The sequence below is a fragment of the Microvirga sp. HS2 genome, from assembly GCF_055792805.1.
In genome coordinates, this window is record NZ_JBVVAJ010000006.1 from 36,654 (window position 1) to 55,322 (window position 18,669).

16 protein-coding genes are annotated in these 18,669 nt (G+C 63.3%); 4 read left to right on the top strand and 12 right to left on the bottom strand.

Annotated features, from left to right (window positions below; genetic code table 11):
• Positions 1 to 55: 55 nt before the first annotated feature.
• The 5 genes from ACS5Q0_RS07440 to ACS5Q0_RS07460 form a co-directional block, all read right to left on the bottom strand.
• Positions 56 to 1,531, bottom strand: a complete 1,476-nt coding sequence (locus ACS5Q0_RS07440; protein ID WP_473125982.1) for an aldehyde dehydrogenase family protein — start codon at positions 1,529 to 1,531, stop codon at positions 56 to 58.
• Between the two features lie 113 nt (positions 1,532 to 1,644).
• Entirely contained in the window at positions 1,645 to 2,841 is a 1,197-nt protein-coding gene (mmsB, locus tag ACS5Q0_RS07445) for a multiple monosaccharide ABC transporter permease (protein ID WP_473125983.1), read from the bottom strand.
• Position 2,842: 1 nt separating this feature from the next.
• Positions 2,843 to 4,372 (bottom strand): multiple monosaccharide ABC transporter ATP-binding protein, encoded by a 1,530-nt coding sequence (gene mmsA / locus ACS5Q0_RS07450; RefSeq protein ID WP_473125984.1) that lies wholly within the window; start codon positions 4,370 to 4,372, stop codon positions 2,843 to 2,845.
• Between the two features lie 97 nt (positions 4,373 to 4,469).
• Entirely contained in the window at positions 4,470 to 5,513 is a 1,044-nt protein-coding gene (gene chvE / locus ACS5Q0_RS07455; RefSeq protein WP_473126150.1) for a multiple monosaccharide ABC transporter substrate-binding protein, read from the bottom strand.
• Between the two features lie 319 nt (positions 5,514 to 5,832).
• On the bottom strand, positions 5,833 to 6,606 hold the full coding sequence (locus tag ACS5Q0_RS07460; RefSeq protein ID WP_473125985.1) for a FadR/GntR family transcriptional regulator: 774 nt from the start codon (positions 6,604 to 6,606) through the stop codon (positions 5,833 to 5,835).
• A 412-nt stretch (positions 6,607 to 7,018) separates the two neighbouring features.
• Between ACS5Q0_RS07460 and ACS5Q0_RS07465 the strand changes: the two genes are divergently transcribed.
• Both ACS5Q0_RS07465 and ACS5Q0_RS07470 read left to right on the top strand, forming a co-directional pair.
• Positions 7,019 to 8,752 carry an IlvD/Edd family dehydratase gene (locus ACS5Q0_RS07465; protein WP_473125986.1) on the top strand — a complete coding sequence of 578 codons (1,734 nt, stop codon included), beginning with the start codon at positions 7,019 to 7,021 and terminating at the stop codon, positions 8,750 to 8,752.
• Positions 8,753 to 8,786: 34 nt separating this feature from the next.
• Positions 8,787 to 9,725: a dihydrodipicolinate synthase family protein gene (locus ACS5Q0_RS07470; protein ID WP_473125987.1), complete on the top strand. Its 939-nt coding sequence runs from the start codon at positions 8,787 to 8,789 to the stop codon at positions 9,723 to 9,725.
• Positions 9,726 to 9,800: 75 nt separating this feature from the next.
• Here the strand turns inward: ACS5Q0_RS07470 and ACS5Q0_RS07475 are convergent, their stop codons facing one another.
• The 6 genes from ACS5Q0_RS07475 to ACS5Q0_RS07500 all read right to left on the bottom strand — a co-directional run bounded on the left by ACS5Q0_RS07475 (position 9,801) and on the right by ACS5Q0_RS07500 (position 15,316).
• Entirely contained in the window at positions 9,801 to 9,989 is a 189-nt protein-coding gene (locus ACS5Q0_RS07475; RefSeq protein WP_473125988.1) for a hypothetical protein, read from the bottom strand.
• A gap of 57 nt (positions 9,990 to 10,046) precedes the next feature.
• A complete protein-coding gene (locus tag ACS5Q0_RS07480) occupies positions 10,047 to 10,364 on the bottom strand; it encodes a c-type cytochrome (protein ID WP_473125989.1) in 318 nt (105 codons plus the stop codon).
• A gap of 12 nt (positions 10,365 to 10,376) precedes the next feature.
• Positions 10,377 to 10,772, bottom strand: a complete 396-nt coding sequence (locus ACS5Q0_RS07485; RefSeq protein ID WP_473125990.1) for a hypothetical protein — start codon at positions 10,770 to 10,772, stop codon at positions 10,377 to 10,379.
• Positions 10,773 to 10,857: 85 nt separating this feature from the next.
• Positions 10,858 to 12,456 (bottom strand): MBL fold metallo-hydrolase, encoded by a 1,599-nt coding sequence (locus ACS5Q0_RS07490; RefSeq protein WP_473125991.1) that lies wholly within the window; start codon positions 12,454 to 12,456, stop codon positions 10,858 to 10,860.
• Between the two features lie 183 nt (positions 12,457 to 12,639).
• A complete protein-coding gene (gene glgP, locus ACS5Q0_RS07495) occupies positions 12,640 to 14,310 on the bottom strand; it encodes an alpha-glucan family phosphorylase (RefSeq protein WP_473125992.1) in 1,671 nt (556 codons plus the stop codon).
• A gap of 40 nt (positions 14,311 to 14,350) precedes the next feature.
• The gene (locus ACS5Q0_RS07500; RefSeq protein WP_473125993.1) at positions 14,351 to 15,316 is read right to left on the bottom strand and encodes a 1-phosphofructokinase family hexose kinase; all 966 of its coding nucleotides are present in this window, start codon (positions 15,314 to 15,316) and stop codon (positions 14,351 to 14,353) included.
• Between the two features lie 69 nt (positions 15,317 to 15,385).
• On the opposite strand from ACS5Q0_RS07500, the gene ACS5Q0_RS07505 reads away from it, so the two are divergent.
• Positions 15,386 to 15,898: a PAS domain-containing protein gene (locus ACS5Q0_RS07505; protein WP_473125994.1), complete on the top strand. Its 513-nt coding sequence runs from the start codon at positions 15,386 to 15,388 to the stop codon at positions 15,896 to 15,898.
• Here ACS5Q0_RS07505 and ACS5Q0_RS07510 read toward each other — a convergent pair.
• A complete protein-coding gene (locus ACS5Q0_RS07510) occupies positions 15,895 to 16,902 on the bottom strand; it encodes a 2-hydroxyacid dehydrogenase (protein WP_473125995.1) in 1,008 nt (335 codons plus the stop codon). The two genes, ACS5Q0_RS07505 and ACS5Q0_RS07510, sit on opposite strands and share 4 nt — an antisense overlap.
• 429 nt (positions 16,903 to 17,331) lie before the next feature.
• Here ACS5Q0_RS07510 and rimO point away from each other — a divergent pair, with 429 nt between their 5' ends.
• On the top strand, positions 17,332 to 18,648 hold the full coding sequence (rimO, locus tag ACS5Q0_RS07515) for a 30S ribosomal protein S12 methylthiotransferase RimO (RefSeq protein ID WP_473125996.1): 1,317 nt from the start codon (positions 17,332 to 17,334) through the stop codon (positions 18,646 to 18,648).
• Positions 18,649 to 18,669 lie beyond the last annotated feature (21 nt).

Sequence of the window (18,669 nt, forward strand, 5' to 3'; positions counted from 1 at the left end):
GGGGAAGTCCGGGCGTTGCAGCGCTTCAGTGCTGCAACGCCCCCGCAAGCCGAGCTTATTCGCTTCCCTTCGTCTTCGGCACGTAAGGTCCGTTGCCGTCGAAGGTATAGGCGGTCTTGACGGTGGTGTAGAACTCCTGCGCGTAGCGGCCCTGCTCGCGTGGACCATAGGAGGAGCCCTTCCGGCCGCCGAACGGCACGTGATAATCCACGCCCGCCGTCGGCAGGTTCACCATCACCATGCCAGCCTCCGCATGCCGCTTGAAGTGGCCGGCGTATTTCAGGCTCGTGGTGCAGATGCCGGAAGACAGGCCGAACGGCGTGTCGTTGGCGATCTCCAGCGCCTCGTCGTAGTTCTTGGCCCTGATCACGGTCGCAACGGGCCCGAAGATCTCCTCGCGCGCCACGCGCATCGTGTTCTCCACGCCCGTGAACAGCGCCGGCGACAGATAGAAGCCGGGCGCGTCGCGCTTCAGGAGTTCGCCGCCCGCCACGAGCTTGGCGCCCTCTTCCTGGCCGATGCGGATATACTTCAGGTCCTGGTCGAGCTGGCTCTGATCCACCACCGGTCCGATATGGGTGCCGCTCTTGAGGGCATCGTCGATCACGAGGCCCTGCATGCGCTCCTGCATCGCCTGAACGAACCGGTCATGGATGCCTTCCGTCACGATCAGGCGCGAGGAGGCGGTGCAACGCTGGCCGGTGGAGAAGAACGCGCTGTTGACGGCGCATTCGACCGCCACCTTCAGGTCGGCGTCGTCGAGCACGACCATCGGGTTCTTGCCGCCCATCTCGAGCTGGACCTTCTTCATGGGATCCGTCGTGATGCAGGTCTGGGCCACGCGACGTCCCGTCGGCACCGATCCGGTAAAGGAAATGGCCGCCACCTTCGGGCTCTGCAGCATCGCTTCGCCGACCACGGAGCCCCTGCCCATCACCAGGTTGAACACGCCTGCGGGAACGCCGGCGCGGATGATGATCTCGGACAATGCATGGGCCGAGGCCGGCACCAGCTCGGCGGGCTTGAACACGACCGTGTTGCCGTAGGCGAGCGCCGGAGCGATCTTCCAGGCTGGGATCGCGATGGGGAAGTTCCAGGGCGTGATCAGGCCCACCACGCCGACTGGCTCGCGGGTGATCTCGACGTCGATGGCCGGGCGGACGGACGGCAGCTTCTCGCCTGCCATGCGCAGGCACTCGCCAGCGAAGAACTGGAAGATCTGGCCGGCGCGGGCGACCTCGCCGATGCCCTCGGGCAGGGTCTTGCCCTCTTCGCGCGAGAGCAGGCGCCCGAGCTCTTCCTTGCGGGCCAGGATCTCGTCGCCCACGGCCTTGAGGATGTCGTGCCGGGTCTGGATGGAGGAATGCGCCCAGGCGGGGAAGGCATCATAGGCCGCGTCGATGGCAGCTTGCGCCTCGGCAGCCGAAGCACGGGCGAAGTCGCCGATCACGTCATTGGTATTGGACGGATTGAGGTTCGGTGAGGCCTCGGACGCAGCAACCCATTCGCCCGCAATATAGTTCTTGGTCATAAGCGTTCTCCATTCCGCATGCAGGCCCAGATGCGCCCTTCCCTCCCGAAAGGCAAGGCGGCAGGACCGCCATACAAAGTCGAACTCCCGCTGTGGAAGCGGGGGTTCTTGTATCACTTCTTACGATTGTAGACGTCGAGGGACACGGCCGCCAGGAGCACCAGGCCCTTGATGACCTGCTGGTAATCGATCCCGATGCCGAGGATCGACATGCCGTTGTTCATAACCCCCATGACGAAAGCGCCGATCACGGCCCCGGTGACCTTTCCGACGCCCCCCGTTGCCGATGCACCGCCGATGAAGACGGCCGCGATCACATCCAGCTCGAACCCGAGGCCGGCCTTCGGCGTCGCCGTATTGAGGCGAGCGGCGAAGATGAGGCCGGCCAGTCCCGCCAGCACTCCCATGTTCACGAAGGTGAGGAAGGTCAGGCGCTCCGTCTTGATGCCCGAGAGCTTCGCCGCCTTTTCGTTTCCGCCCAGGGCATAGATGCGCCGGCCGATTGTCGTGCGGTTGGTCACGAAAGCGTAGAGCGCGATGAGCACGGCCATGATGACGAGAACGTTGGGCAGGCCGCGATAGGTCGCCATCAGATAGCAGAAGGCGATGACGAGGGCGGCGAGAAGAGCGTTCTTGAAAACGAAAAGGCCGAGAGGCGCGGTCGCCACGTTGTGTTTGAGCTGGTTCGCCCGGCTGCGGGCGCTGAAATAAACCAGTGCTGCGACGCTCGCCACACCGAGGAACAGGGAGGTGTAGTTGAAGCCCTCCCCGCCGAAGACGTCGGGGATGAAGCCGGAGCTGAGGCGCTGGAAGACCACCGGAAACGGACCGACCGACATGCCGCCGAGAAGGGCCAGCGTCAGCCCTTTGAACACGAGCATGCCTGCGAGCGTCACGATGAAGGACGGCACCTTGAAATAGGCCACCCAGTAGCCCTGGGCCGCGCCGATCAGGCCGCCGACGGCGAGACATGCAACCGTCGTCGTGACAGGATCGAAGCCCCAGCGGACCATCATCATTGCGGCCAGGCCGCCGACGAAACCGACGATGGAGCCGACCGAGAGGTCGATGTGCCCCGCCACGATGACGAGCAGCATGCCGAGCGCCATGATGACGATGTAGCTGTTCTGCAGAACCAGGTTCGTGAGATTGAGCGGACGCAGGAGGGTGCCGTTGGTCACGACCTGGAAGAACAGCATGATCGCGAGCAGCGACAGCAGCATTCCGTAGTCGCGGAAGTGGGATTTGACGAACTCGAACCACGATGTCTGCTGGGGAACGTGAAGCTCGTCGGTGGTTCTCGTATCCATCTCAGCGCCTCCCCGACTTGACGATAGCATGCATGATCTTTTCCTGTGAGGCCTCGGCGGCGTCGAGCTCCGCGATGATCGCGCCCTCGTTCATCACATAGATCCTATCGCACATGCCGAGCAGCTCCGGCATCTCGGACGAGATCATGAGGACGCCCTTACCGGCCTCGGCCAGACCGTTGATAATCGTATAGATTTCGTACTTGGCGCCCACATCGATCCCGCGGGTCGGCTCGTCCAGGATCAGGATCTCCGGATCGGAAAAGAGCCACTTGCTCAGGACGACCTTCTGCTGGTTCCCGCCCGACAGGTTCACCGCCTCCTGGAACACGCTGGAAGAACGGATCCGCATCTTCGCCCGGTAGTCGTTGGCGACGGCAAGCTCCCTCATGTCGTCGATGACGAGGTTGCTCGATACCCCCTCCAGATTCGCCAGGGTGATGTTCTTGCGGATGTCCTCTTCGAGAACGAGGCCGTAGGTTTTCCGGTCCTCGGTGGCGTAGGCGATCCCGTCCGCAACGGCTTTCTGTACCGTTCCGACATCGATCTCCTTGCCGTATAGGAGCACCCGACCGGAGATGTTCTGGCCATAGCTCCGGCCGAAGAGGCTCATGGCGAATTCCGTCCGCCCTGCCCCCATCAGGCCCGCGATGCCGACGATTTCGCCGCGCCGGATATGCAGGTTGACGTTCTTGACCACCTGCACACTGGAATGAAGTGGATGATGGGCCGACCAGTTCTCCACCTGGAAGATCGTCTCGCCGATGTTGGCCTGCCGCTTGGGGTAGCGGTCGGCCATGGTCCGCCCGACCATGTCGCGGATGATCCGGTCCTCAGAGACCGCCTCGGCCCTGCAATCCAGCGTTTCGACCGTGCCGCCGTCACGAAGCACTGTGATGGAATCCGCGACCTTCGATATTTCGTTGAGCTTGTGCGATATCAGAATCGAGGAAATTCCTTTGGCCTTGAATTGCAGGAGAAGGTTCAGCAGCGCGTCGCTGTCCTTCTCGTTCAGGCTCGCGGTCGGCTCGTCGAGGATGAGCAGCTTGACCCGCTTGGAAAGCGCCTTGGCGATCTCGACGAGCTGCTGCTTGCCGACGCCGATATTGGTCACCAGCGTGTCGGGGGACTCGTCGAGGCCCACGACCTTGAGCAACTCCTTCGTGCGTGCGAAAACCGCCGACCAGTCGATGACCCCGTATGTCGCCCGCTCGTTCCCGAGGAAGATGTTTTCGGCAATCGACAGGAGCGGCACGAGGGCAAGCTCCTGGTGGATGATGATGATGCCGAGCTCTTCGCTGTCGGCGATGCCCTTGAAGCGGCGTTCCTGACCCTCGTAGATGATCTCTCCGGAATAGGAACCATGCGGGTAGACTCCGCTCAGCACCTTCATCAGGGTCGATTTCCCGGCGCCGTTCTCGCCGACCAGCGCATGGATCTCGCCGGATTTCACGGTGATGTTGACGTTGTCCAGCGCCTTCACGCCCGGAAACGCCTTGGTGATCCCTCGCATTTCAAGGATCGCATTCATCGCTCAAACCTCAGGCAACTCGAGGACAAGGCGCGGAGCCTTTCAGAAACGAGCAAGGACCCCGCGCCTTGCGCAGGGCCCCTCACCATTTCGAGCCTTACTTGAACTGATCTTCCTTGTAGTAGCCGCTGCCGACCAGAACATCCTTCCAGTTTGAGGCATCGACGCTGACCGGCTTCAGCAGATAGGCCGGGACGACCTTCACGCCGTTCTCATAGGTCTTGGTGTCGTTCACTTCAGGCTGCTTGCCCGACAGAACGGCATCGACCATGTTCGACGTGACCTTCGCAAGTTCGCGGGTGTCCTTGAACACGGTCTGGGTCTGCTCCTTCGCAAGGATCGACTTCACCGAAGGCACTTCCGCATCCTGGCCGGTGATGACAGGCATGGGCTGCTGGGCGGAGCCGTAGCCGACGCCCTTGAGCGAGGAGATGATGCCGATGCTCAGGCCATCGTAGGGCGACAGGACCGCGTCCACGCGCTTGTCGGTGTAATAGGCGGAGAGCAGGTTATCCATACGCGCCTGGGCGACAGCGCCGTCCCACCGCAGGGTCGAGACCTTGTCCATGCCCATCTGGCCGCTCTGCACCTTGAGCTTGCCGCTCTTGATATAGGGCTCCAGCACCGACATGGCGCCGTTATAGAAGAAATAGGCGTTGTTGTCGTCGGGCGAGCCGCCGAAGAGCTCGATGTTGAACGGCCCCTTCCCGTCCTTCAGGCCCAGCGCTTTCTCGATGTAGCCGCCCTGCAGGACGCCGACCTGGAAGTTGTCGAAGGTCGTGTAGTAATCCACGTTCTTCGAATTGCGGATGAGGCGGTCATACGCAATGACCTTGATGCCCTTGTCGGCCGCCTGCTGCAGTGCATCCGACAGGGTGGTGCCATCGATGGAGGCGATCACCAGCACCTTCACGCCTTTGGTGATCATGTTCTCGATCTGGGCGAGCTGGTTCGGAATATCGTCTTCGGCGTATTGAAGGTCGACGTTGTAGCCCTTCTCCTTCAGCGCCTTGACCATGTTGTTGCCGTCGTCGATCCAGCGCGCCGACGATTTCGTCGGCATGGCCACGCCGACGGTGCCCTTGTCCTGAGCCAAGGCCGGGTTGAGAAGGCCCGCAGCTCCGATCGCCAGCGCTGCGATAGCAGTCGTGAAAGTCCTCAAGGTCGTTCTCCCTTATGGTCCTATGGCCGAGCCGAGCGGTCCATGGTTGTGCCGGCTCATATCTAGAGTTCCGATACGGCGGGCCTAGGCGGCTTAGGCGGTCCTCATCCGGAGGAGCGTCGTCCAAGACCGGCATCCCGAGCAGGCTCTTCTACGGGAGCCCTTGCAGGTCGCATCTCAGGCGATTTGCCCGTGAAAGTCACGCGCCCAATCGCCCAATAATACTATAATACTATTTTGGTACAGAGAAGCGCCTCAAGCCGTTTCCGCGGACATCCGCCGGAACCTGGAGAAAACCTTAGTCGCTTGAAAATGCGTGGGTTTCGATCGTCGCGAGGGCAGACTCGCTGTGCTTGATCCGAACACGCTCGGCAGCCTGCATGATCAGGGACGACATGGCCTCGCTGGCCTTCGAAGGGGCCTGATGCTCAATGGCGTCGAAGACGGCCTGATGCTGCTCCATGACCCTCCGAAAGCTGTCGTCGCTCGATACGGGCGAGCTGATCGTGAAGGATGTGGCGAGCGCCGCCCCGATGACCGAGCCGATGGACTGGAGGAAGGGATTCCCGGAGGCTTCGAGAATGGCCTGATGGAAGGTCAGATCGGCCTTGGTGAAACCCTGGCGGTTGGTCGCGCAGCCATACATCGCCTGAAGGGCGCTCCGCATGGTCTCCAGCTGTTTCGGGTTCCGCCGCAGGGCCGCGGTGGCGCAGGCGAAAGGCTCCAGCGTCTGGCGGATCTCGAAAAGCCACCCTAAGAACTTCGCGTCGACCCCGAGTTCGAGATGCCATTCGAGGATGTCGGCATCGAACATGTTCCAGTTGTTCCGGTCCAGAACCTTCGTGCCGACCTTGGTCTTGGACTCGATCAGCCCTTTCGCGGCAAGCGTCTTCAAGGCCTCGCGCAGGGCCGTTCGAGAGACACCGAACAGCTCCATCAGCTCGGCGTCGCCCGGCAGGATGCTGCCGACGGGGAAGCGTCCCCGCATGATGTTCTGGCCGATACCATGGGCCACGAGATCGTGGGCCGACCGCGTCCTCGCAGGCTTCTGCAGATCGTTTGCCAAAACCATGGGCTGTCTTAATCCCTACCTTGTTCGGATCGATGCCGCCGATCACGACGGCCGCAATCATGTCGAGCTCGACCCCGGTTGCTGCAAGGAAGTAACCTGCAGAGGCATCAAAAGAAAAGGCAGTTCCGGCCAGGGCGGCCAGAAAACTCGACCGCATGTCAATTCTGGTGGTCGTCTGGTCTACGGGATTCCCTGTCAGCCGGCCTACGTGCTGCTGCCACTACGAGCGTAGGCGTTGGCTCCGAAGCGCCATTCTCCCACTGCTTTGTCAGTTTTAGACTTTAGCAGCCTTAACAGCCCCCTATTTATAATATTATATGCCAATTCCGTAGCAACCATCCGACGATAGTCGAAGTCGCAGATTTCACGGGCGCTACCTGGGCCGCTGCCGCGATTGTTAGGGCGACACGATATGAATGAAGAAAAGAAAAAGCCGTTGCGAAGCCAGGCCTGGTTCGGCCGTCAGGACAAGATGGGCTTCTATTACCGCTCCTTTCTGAAGAACAGCGGCTTCCCTCAGGACCAGTTCGAGGGCAGGCCGGTGATCGGGATCTGCAACACTTGGTCCGAGCTGACGCCGTGTAACGCGCATTTCCGCACCATCGCGGAGCACGTGAAATACGGGGTGCTCGATGCCGGGGGCTTCCCGCTGGAGTTTCCCGTCTCCTCGCTCGGCGAGGTGACCATGCGGCCGACCGCCATGCTGTTCCGCAACCTCGCGGCGATGGATGTGGAGGAGGCGATCCGCGCCCATCCGCTGGACGGCGTCGTCCTGCTCATGGGCTGCGACAAGACCACCCCTGCCCTGCTGATGGGCGCGGCCTCCGCCGATCTGCCGACCATCGGCGTGTCCGGCGGTCCGCAGCTGCGCGGCGTCTATCGCGGCAAGTATATCGGCTCGGGCACCAACATCATCTCCATGAGCGAGCAGCTGCGCGCCGGTGAAATCACCCTTCAGGAATTTCACGAGGCCGAAGGCGCCATGAACCGCTCGGCCGGACATTGCATGACCATGGGCACGGGCTCGACCATGGCGTCGATGGTGGAGGCGCTCGGCGTCGGCCTTCCCGAGAATGCCGCCATCCCCGCCGCGGATGCCCGCCGCAATCATCTCGCCCGGATGGCGGGCCGACGCATCGTCGAGATGGTGAAGGAGGAGCTCGTCCTCTCGAAGATCCTGACCCGGCAGGCGTTCGAGAACGCCATCCGCACCCTGGCCGCCATCGGCGGTTCGACGAACGCCGTCGTGCACCTGCTCGCCGTAGCGGGCCGAGCCGGGATCGAGCTGACCCTGGACGATTTCGACCGGCTCGGACGGGACATCCATTGTCTCGTCGACCTCATGCCGTCCGGACGCTTCCTGATGGAGGACTTCTACTATGCGGGCGGCCTTCCGGTGGTGCTGCGCACGTTGGGCGAGCGAGGCCTGCTCCACAAGGATGCGCCGACCGTGAACGGCAAGCCGATCTGGGAGAACGTGAAGGACGCCCCCTGCTGGAACCGGGAGGTCATCACCACGTTCGAGGAACCCTTCAAGCCGGAAGCCGGCATTGCGATCCTGCGCGGCAATCTCGCGCCAAACGGCGCGGTCATCAAGCCATCCGCCGCCTCGCCCGAGCTGATGCAGCATACCGGCCGCGCCGTGGTGTTCGAGACCATCGAGGAGCTGCATGATCGGATCGACGACGACACCCTCGACATCGACGAAACCTGCGTTATGGTGCTGAAGAATTGCGGCCCGAAGGGTTACCCCGGCATGGCGGAGGTCGGGAACATGCCCCTGCCCCAGAAGCTGCTCAAGAAGGGCGTGCGGGACATGATCCGCATCTCCGACGCGCGCATGTCGGGCACGGCTTACGGCACCGTCGTTCTCCACGTCGCCCCTGAGGCCGCCGCAGGCGGGCCCCTGGCCCTCGTGCACAATGGTGATCTGATCACGCTCGATGTCCCGGCGCGCAGCCTCCATCTCCATGTGGAGGCGGAGGAGCTCGAACGCCGACGCACCGCGTGGACGCCCCCGGCGCCTCACGCCACACGCGGCTACGTGAAAATGTACGTCGATCATGTGATGCAGGCGGACAAGGGCGCCGATCTCGATTTCCTGGTCGGAAAGACGGGAGCGCCCGTTCCACGCGACAACCATTAACGCCATAACGTCAATCAGCTTACAGGGAGAGAAAATGTCCTCGCTCGGCAGGTCTTCAGTCCGCCCCTATCGCGGTGTGTATCCGGTCGCGCCGACCATCTTCGGCGACAACGGCCAACTCGATCTCGAGGGGCAGAAGCGGGCCATCGACTTCATGATCGATGCCGGATCGGATGGTCTCTGCATTCTCGCCAATTTCTCCGAGCAGTTCCTGCTCACCGATTCCGAGCGCGAGACGGTCATGCACACGGTGCTCGATCATGTGGCGGGGCGGGTTCCCGTCATCGTCACGACAAGCCATTTCTCGACCGATATCTGCGCCGACCGCTCGCGCCGCGCGCAGGAAGCGGGCGCTGCCATGGTCATGATCATGCCGCCGTTCTTCGGGGCGACGCTGCGCGTCTCGGAAGCGGGCATCTACGACTTCTTCCGCCGCGTTTCCGAAGCCATCGCCATTCCCATCATGATTCAGGACGCACCCATGGCGGGAACCTCCCTGTCACCGGCCTTACTGGCGCGGATGGCGAGGGAGATCGCCAATGTCTCTTATTTCAAGATCGAGGTCGCGGGCACGGCCAACAAGCTCCGCGAGCTGATCGCGCTCGGCGGGGATGCCATCGAGGGCCCCTGGGACGGCGAGGAGGCGATCACCCTCATAGCCGATCTCGATGCGGGCGCGACCGGTGCAATGACGGGCGGCGGCTATCCCGACGGCATTCGCCGGATCATCGATCCTTATTTCGCGGGCAACCGGGAAGAGGCGCTCGCAGCCTATGAGCGCTGGCTGCCTCTGATCAACTACGAGAACCGGCAATGCGGACTGTCCGCCGCCAAGGCGCTCATGAAGGAAGGCGGCGTGATCAGGTCGGACTTCGTCCGCCATCCGCTCCAGCCGCTGCATCCCGAAACCCGCAAGGGCCTCGTCGAGATCGCCCGCCGCCTCGAGCCGCTCGTGCTCCGCTGGGGGCGATAAGAGGAAACGTCGCGCAGATCCCGGACAAAGAGAGGGCGCAGCCATATCCGGCTGCGCCTTCTCTATCTCGGCATCTCAACGGGTCCGTCGCCGCCGGGACGACCAGTTCTCGGGCCAGAATGCGAGCGCCGCGACGGCCAACGCGATCAGCAGCAGCATCACCATCGTCTGCACCGTCCCGAAAAGAGGCGCGTCTTTTGCCAGGAACAGGCCTGTGACCACGCCCGCCACAATCATGATGATCCGCGCGATCCACCCAAACATGTCGTACTCCGTCTCCCGAATCCCAATGCCCTTCCGACTGTCGGAAGGACGTGCAGGTTACTCTTGAATCGATTCCAGATAGGCCATCACGTCGTTGACCTGGGCGGCGTCGAGCTGAAATTCGGGCATGGAGGGATGGCCCGTGATGATGCCCTCCGCCAAGGCTTCGGCCAGATCCTCAATCGGGTAACGCTTCTTGAGGGTGCGGAACGGCGGCGCCTCCCGCAACGGGCTTTCGCCGATGCGTCCGACCGCGTGGCACATGGCGCAGTTCGTCTGCACGAATGTGCGCCCGCGCTGGATCCGGCCCTCCTGGGCCGGAACAGCCTGAACGCTTAGGACAACGGCGAAAACGGCGATGCACGCGCGCCACATGACCAGTGCTCCTCAAACCTTCTCGGCCGTTTTCAACGGCCGCGCCTCGACCACTTGGAAGGTGTGGAGTTCCTCATCCTCGTCCTGGATGGAAACATATTCCCCTTCGACGAAACGATGCTTGTTGAGACGATACCCCGCCTCGTCGTCGATTGCACGCTTGGGGTCGTAGTCGATGACCCAGGTGGCCCCTCCCGCCCCGCCGGGACGGTGGACCAGATAGCCGTACCGATCGCGTTCCTCTCCCCAGAATCGCCGGACGCGGCACTGATCCCGCTTATCCTTCCACTCGGCGGCATCCAGCAGGCCCGCCGCATCGAGGGGAGCCGTGATCTCGTAGCCGAACCGCGCGCTCCCTTCGGGGTAATCCTTGCACCGGGCAAGATGCAGGGTGATATGGTAAAGCATGGCGTCCTCCTGGTCCGGCCGTTCTCCGTCCTCGGGCGGCCAAGCCAAAGCCTAGCGGAGCGCGCTTCCCCCACCTTGATCTCCGTCAAACCTCGGCGGCATCCTCCTTCAGGGCGCGGCGCAGGCGCCGAAGGATGACATCCTTCGCCCGCTTGTCCGCCGCCTTGTCGAGGGCCGCGTTGATGTCGAGCAGAAGCCGCGAGTAATCGTTGCTCCAATCCTGACGCCCGACGGCCGCCGGTTCCAGACGCCGCTCGTGATCGTCGACCTGGACGGCCCTGTCCCCTGACAGCTCGTAGATGTCGTCGAGCTCCGGAATGGTCACGTTCAGCCCGGGCACGGCGCCGTTCAGAGAATCACGCAGGGCCATGAGAGACGGCTCCTCGCCGTGGACAAGGAAGACGCCCCGTCGCACGGGCGAGCGTTCGGTGAGCCAAGTCGTCAGTTCCGGTCCGTCCGCGTGGCCGGAATAGAGATCGAGGCTGCGCATCCTTGCCCGAACACGGATGTCCTCCCCCTGAATGCGGACCTGGGACGCGCCTTCCTGCAGAATGCGCCCGAGGGTGCCCTGGGCCTGATAGCCGACGAAGAGGACTGTCGCCTCCTCGCGCCAGAGCCACGCCTTGAGATGATGCCGGATGCGGCCGGCCTCACACATGCCGCTCGCGGCGATCACGATATGGAAGCTGTGAATCCGATCGATCGCCTTGCTCTGTTCCACGCTCTCGGTGAAGTGAACCCAGTGCGCTCCCAGCGCCTGCACCAGATCGCCGCCGCTCCGCAGCTCACGGGCATGCTTCTTGAAGATCGCGCTGGCCTTCGTGGCGAGGGGCGAATCGATGAACACGGGAATCTCCGGCAGCTCACCCGCTTCCATCAGTTCCAGGAGATCGACGAGAAGCTCCTGCGTCCGTTCGACCGCGAAGGATGGAATGAGCAGGACGCCGCTCGGCCTCATGGCGGCCTTCACTTCGTCCCGCAACATCCGGCGCCGGCGCTCGATGGTGATGCCCGCACGGTCCGTGTCGCCGTAGGTCGATTCCAGGATCACGTAGTCGAGATCGCGGGGACCTTCCGGCTCCGGCTGCAGGAGCTTGAAATCGGGCCCGATGTCGCCCGAGAACAGAAGCCGGGTCGGCTTGTCGCCCTCGCCTGCCGCGACCTCCATCTCGATGGACGCCGAGCCGAGCAGATGCCCCGCATTCCAATAGCGGGCCCTGAAACCCGGGGCCACGGCCTGCCACTGGCCGTAAGCCACAGTCCGGAACCGATCGAGGCAAGCCACGGCGTCCTCAGCGGTATAGATCGGCGTGACCGTCGGCCGTCCGCGGCGGCTGTTGCGCTGGTTGAGCTGATTGACCTCGATTTCCTGAATATGACCGGAATCGGGGAGCATGATGGACGCGAGATCCGCCGTCGCGGGCGTCGCGTAGATCGGCCCTACGAACCCGGCCTTCACGAGTTTCGGAACGAGGCCGCTATGGTCGATATGGGCATGGGTGAGGCACAGGGCGTCCACCCGCGATGGCTTGAAGGGAAAGGAGCGGTAGTTCAGCTCCTTCTCGGATTTCGCGCCCTGGAACATGCCGCAATCGACCAGCACGCGAGCCTGATCGGTTTCCAGAAGAAAGCAGGAGCCCGTAACGGCATGGGCGGCGCCATGAAAGTGAATGCGAAGCGGCAAGACACACCTGTTCTGTGACGACGAGCTCCGACGGGAGCGGATGCGGCTTTCTACTCAGCCCTGACCGTGCGCGGTTTGATCCATGCCAAAGGATTTTCCCAATCCGCAGGATACCATTCAGGATGGTCCGGGCTTCGCCGTCAACAGGTCGGCGGCATGCGGACCGGAATTTCTGTGCGGGCCCTAGCGCATCAGATAGGCTTCTCTAGCGTAAGCCTTCATCATGCGCTGCGTATTGAACACCGGGCCGATCCTGCCGATGGCCTGCTTCATCATGCCGATCCAGCCATGGCGATCCTCCGTGTAAAGCGGCAGAATGGCTCCCCCCAGCTTCTCATGCAGAATCCGGGCATGTTCGCTGAAATCTCCCTCCGGCCCGATTCCCCATCCGGTGACGCCCTCAACGCAGCCTTCAGGCCACCACCCGTCCAAGGTGCTGACATTGAGAACGCCGTTGAATGCCGCCTTCATTCCACTGGTGCCGGAAGCCTCGAGCGGAGGCAGAGGCGTGTTCAGCCAGATGTCGCTACCCGCGACGATGCGCTTTGCGATGTCCATGTCGTAGCCGGGGACGAAGACGATCGGGATCGCCGCGTGATGCGCTTGCCTCACGATCTCGTGGATCAGTTGCTTTCCCCCTTCGTCGCGGGGGTGAGCCTTGCCGGAGACGACGATCTGGAACGGATGGCGCCGGTAGATGTCCATCAGCCGGTCCCACGCGCTGAACAGCAGGCTGGCCCGCTTGTACCCCGTCACGCGGCGCGCAAATCCGATGATCGGACGATCGCGGTCGAGGCGCCTTCCCGTCCGTTCCCGGACCAGGGCGATCAGGTCATCCTTGGCTTCCATGTGGGCGCTCCAGACGTCATCGTCCTGGAGATGAACGACGCCCGCGAGCGTTTCCGGCTGCACGTCCCAATCCGGCGAGATCCGGCGGAACAGGCGCGCGAAGGCCGGATGTGTCCATTGCCCCGGATGAACGCCGTTGGTGACGGCATGAATGCGATATTCAGGGAACATGCGCCGCGTCGTCTCGGCATGGAGCGCCGACACGCCATTCACATAGGCGCTCAGATTCAACGCGAGCTGCGTCATGTTGAGCCGGTCCTCTCCGGCGAGCGCCTTCAACCGGTCAGCGGCGATGAAGTCCCCGAGAACCCTGCTCACGTCCTCATAGTCGAAACGATCATGCCCGGCCTCGACCGGCGTGTGCGTCGTGAAGACACAGCGCCGCCTCACAGCTTCGACCTCGTCATCTCCCGATGCGCCTTGCGATCCGCGCTTCAACAGCGCGAGCGGCAGAAGGGCGGCGTGTCCCTCGTTGAGGTGGTAGGTGTCGATGGTGAATCCCAGCGTCCTCAGGACCTGCTCGCCGCCGATGCCGAGGACGATCTCCTGCTTGAGCCTGTATGCCTGATCGCCACCATAGAGCCTGTGCGTGATCCCGCGATCGCGAAGATCGTTCCGATCGATATGGGTGTCGAGCAGGATCACGGGCACCGTGTGCCCGCGCGCCGATGTCCATTCGTAGAGCCAAGGACGAACCCAGACATCCCGCCCCTCGATCGTTGCACCGAGGACATCGGGGAGAGGTGTCGCCCAGTGCTCTGGCTCCCATGCGTCGGCGTGGTCGACCTGCTGCCCCTTCAGGTCGATTTCCTGCTGCAGATAACCCTGCCGGCTGACGAGCGTCACGAAGACCATCGGGAGCTGAAGATCGGCGGCAGACCGAACGGTGTCGCCGGCCAGGACGCCGAGCCCGCCGGAATAGGTGTGCATCTCGCTCCTGAGGGCGATTTCCATGGAGAAATAGGCGATCCGCGCGTGGGGCAGATAAGGTGCGATGGCGGACACTGATCTCTCCATGTCGTCCTTAAGCATGGACTCGTGCGCGTCAGGAAATCGGGATGGCCTTCAGGGGACCGATGGGCGCCGAGGCCATGTGCTGCCCGTAGAGGCGCTCGACATCCTCGCGCCGGCAGAGCCCCGTTCCGGGGGTCATCAGCGTCGCGGCACCTGCTGCCATCCCGAGGCGGACCGCATGGCGCAAGTCGAGCCCTTGGACGATCCCGAAGCACACGGCCGCAACCATGCTGTCCCCTGCTCCCACCGCCGAGTGGACGGGAATGTCGATGGAGGCGAGTTTCTCGTATCCCTGCCGGGTCACGAGGAGCGCTCCGTCGGCGCCCAGGGAGACGACCATGACTTCGCAAACGCCTTGGGCGATCAGTTCGTAGGCCCCCTCGGCCTGCTCGGATTCGCTGCGCAGCTCCCGGCCGAGCCATTCCCGGAGTTCACGAATGCTGGGCTTGACCAGATATGCGCCGGATCTCAGGTGGCGCAGGGCCTCTCCGGAGGTGTCCAGCACAAAGCGGCAGCCCAGCCGGTTGGAAAGATCGGACGCCTCCTGCACGAAACCCGGTGACACGCCGGGAGGAAGGCTGCCGCTGAGAACGACCATGCGTGCCCCCTCGGCGGCGTGGGCCAGCGCATCCACGCAAGCCCGGCGCTCGTCCGGTTTCAGTTCAGGCCCGGGCATGACGAAACGATATTGAAGGCCGCTTTTGCGCTCGTCGATCGTCAGGCTCTCCCGCGTGACGCCGTCGATGGGAATCCGCCGCGTCGGAATGTGCATTCCGCCGAGAAGTTCTTCGATCATCGCGCCTGTCGGACCGCCCGCTGGGAAGACGGCCAGGGCTGCCCCGCCGAGAGTCCGGACCACGCGAGCCACATTGATCCCTCCGCCGCCCGGATCGTGCCGAACGGCGCCGCAGCGGACCTTGTCCGTGGGCATCACCGCCTCTGCGCTCGTCGAAACGTCGAGCGCCGGGTTCATGGTGATCGTTACGATATCCGGCACGCTCCTGGCCTCCATCTGCTTGCATCCGCCAAATTGTTATAGGGCATGCGACAGGAAGCCCCTACCCGCATGAGACGGGAAACCTACATCCGGGCCGGAGCTTTGCCTCTCGTGGACCCCTCGAACGTCATGGTGAGACAGGACATGTCATCGGCTCTTTCTTCTACGCTGCCCGGGACTCTCGAACCCGACCTCGCGAAGCTTCTGGATTACTGGAAGGACCTGATCCGCGGCGAGAATTCCATGCCGTTCTCGGACGACATCGACCTGTCCCGCCTGCCCGATCTGTCGTCCTCCCTCATACTCCTGACCGCTTTCGAGAATCCCGACAGGTTCCGGTTCGAGACCGCCGGCGAGGCTATCATCCGGGATTACGGCGCGCCTCTCGCGGGCGAATTCTCCGACGAGATGGCGCAGAGCCCGCCCCTGGAGGAATTCACGGAGCAGTGCCGCATGACGGTCTCGCAGAAGAGGCCGACATATTTTCGCGCTCCCAGCGGAGGCTATGCCCGGCTCGTGCTGCCGACATGGGGCGAAGGCCATGTGATGGCGCTCCTCGGAGCCGTGGCCAAGGCTGCTTAGCGCGCGATCTTTTCAACGGAGACTTCGTAGGTCGCCCTGCCGGTGCGCTCGAACGCCGTTACGTTGGCGATGGTCGTTTCGGCGATGTTCGTCAGGGCCTCCTGTGTGAAGAAGGCCTGGTGCCCGGTCATGAGCACATTCGGGAAGGTGAGCAGCCGCGCGAAGACGTCATCGTCGATAAAGCGTGCTGAAAGGTCCTCGAAGAACAGATCGGCCTCCTCCTCGTAGACGTCGAGACCGAGATAGCCGATCACCCCGTCCTTCAGCCCCTGCAGCACGGCCTGCGTATCGATCACGGCCCCGCGGCTCGTGTTGATCAGCATCACGCCGCGCTTCATGCGCTGCAGAGCCGCCTCGTCGACCAGGTGGCGCGTCGCGGGCGTGAGCGGGCAATGGAGGGTGATGATATCGGACGAGGCAAACAGGTCCTCGACCGGCACGTAGGTCACGCCCATGTCGAGGCATACCGGGTTCGGCAGAGGATCGAAGGCGATCACCCGGCACCCGAACCCGTTCAGGATCCGGCACATCACCTCGCCGATCTTGCCCGTTCCCACGACCCCGACCGTCTTGCCCGCGAGATCGAAGCCCAGGAGCCCTTCAAGCGCGAAGTTGCCTTCCCTCACGCGATTGTACGCGCGGTGGGTCTTGCGGTTGAGCGCAAGGATCAGGGCGAGCGTGTACTCGGCGACCGCGTGGGGAGAATAGGCCGGAACCCGGGCGACCGTGATTCCGAGGCGTTTGGCCGCTTCGAGATCCACGTTGTTGAACCCCGCCGAGCGCAGGGCGACGAGGCGGATTCCTCGGGCGCTGAGAGCGGCCAGCACCTCGGCGCTCACGTCGTCGTTGACGAAGGCGCAGACCGCATCGGCCTCCGCGGCAAGATCGCACGTCTGAACGGACAGCCGGGCTTCGAAAAAGGTCAGGCGGTGTCCGGTCCCCGTACAGGCCGCCTCCAGAAAGCGCTCGTCATACGGTTTCGTGCTGAAGACTGCGATCCGCAATATCCTCTCCTCTTGCCGTCGTCCCTGCGTCAGGTCTTAAACGCTTTGGCCACGGAAACGTTGATCGGCGTCAAGGGTCGCCCCTCGCCCCACGCCGCGGATCGCGGCGGAACAACCTAGGCCGTTCAAGGCCTTATGCTGTCCCGGCTCCGGGGGCGGCGCATCTGTCCGGTGTTGTAAAGACGGGTCCTCTGTTGTAAGGCAATCCCGCGTCTCGGTCGTGCGCTCCTTCACCCGGAGCGACTGCGCAGGGCGTGACATCAACTTGAGAAGGTCCTCTCGGAGTGCCCGAGATACCGGGTTCGCAGCGCGCCGGGCGGCCTGCGCCGTGCGCCCGCTCACGGGCTCCCTTGCCATGATTTTGCACCGAAGCCCCGCTACGGGCGCCTTCCCAATGTCCGTATCGCCTCTAAGAGTGGAATTTCGCGGATGAATGCTCCCGCACCCAAAGTCTCGTTCGTATCCCTGGGCTGCCCGAAGGCCCTGGTCGATTCCGAGCGCATCATCACCCAGCTTCGCGCTCAAGGTTATCAGCTGACCAAAGAACACGACGGGGCCGACGTGGTCATCGTCAACACCTGCGGCTTCCTCGACAGCGCCAAGGCCGAGTCCCTCGAGGCGATCGGCGAGGCCATGGCCGAGAACGGCAAGGTCATCGTGACCGGCTGCATGGGCGCCGAGCCCGAGCAGATCCGCGAGCATTTCCCGAACGTGCTCGCGATCACGGGCCCGCAGGCCTACGAATCCGTCGTGTCGGCCGTTCACGAAGCCGCCCCTCCCGCGCACGATCCGTTCGTCGATCTCGTGCCGCCGCAGGGGGTGAAGCTGACCCCGCGTCACTACGCCTATCTGAAGATTTCCGAGGGCTGCAACAACCGCTGCACCTTCTGCATCATCCCCAAGCTGCGCGGCGACCTGGTCAGCCGCCCCATCGGGGATGTGCTGCGCGAGGCCGAGAAGCTCGCCAGGGCCGGCGTGAAGGAGCTGCTGGTCATCTCTCAGGACACCAGCGCCTACGGCCTCGACATCAAATACCAGCCGAGCCTCTGGAAGGACCGGGAGGTCCGCACGCGCTTCTACGAACTCGGCAAGGAACTGGGCGAGCTCGGCATGTGGGTGCGCATGCACTACGTCTATCCCTACCCGCACGTGGATGAGATCATCCCGCTCATGGCGGAGGGCAAGATCCTTCCCTATCTCGACATCCCCTTCCAGCACGCCTCGCCGAGCGTGCTCAAGGCCATGCGCCGCCCCGGCAACCAGGAGAAGACCCTGGAGCGCATCCGGAAATGGCGCGAGATCTGCCCGGATCTCGCCATCCGCTCCACCTTCATCGTCGGCTTCCCCGGTGAGACGGAGGAGGATGTGGACTTCCTGATGCAATGGCTTCAGGAGGCCAAGATCGACCGCGCCGGGTGCTTCCAGTACGAGCCCGTCCAGGGCGCGCCCGCCAACGACATCGCCGGAGCGGTTCCCGACGAGGTCAAGGAAGACCGCTGGCACCGGTTCATGCAGACCCAGCAGAAGGTCAGTACCGAGCTGCTCAAGGGTCGCGTCGGCAAGACGCTGCCAGTCATCATCGACGAACAGGGCGCCACCGTCGCTACTGGCCGCACCAAATACGACGCGCCCGAAATCGACGGCGTCGTCTACGTGGCGTCGAAGACCCCGCTGAAGCCGGGCGAGATCGTCAATGTGAAGATCGACGCTTCAGACGAATACGACCTGCACGGGACGGCGGTTTAAGGAGCCGCCCAGGTCCTCGCA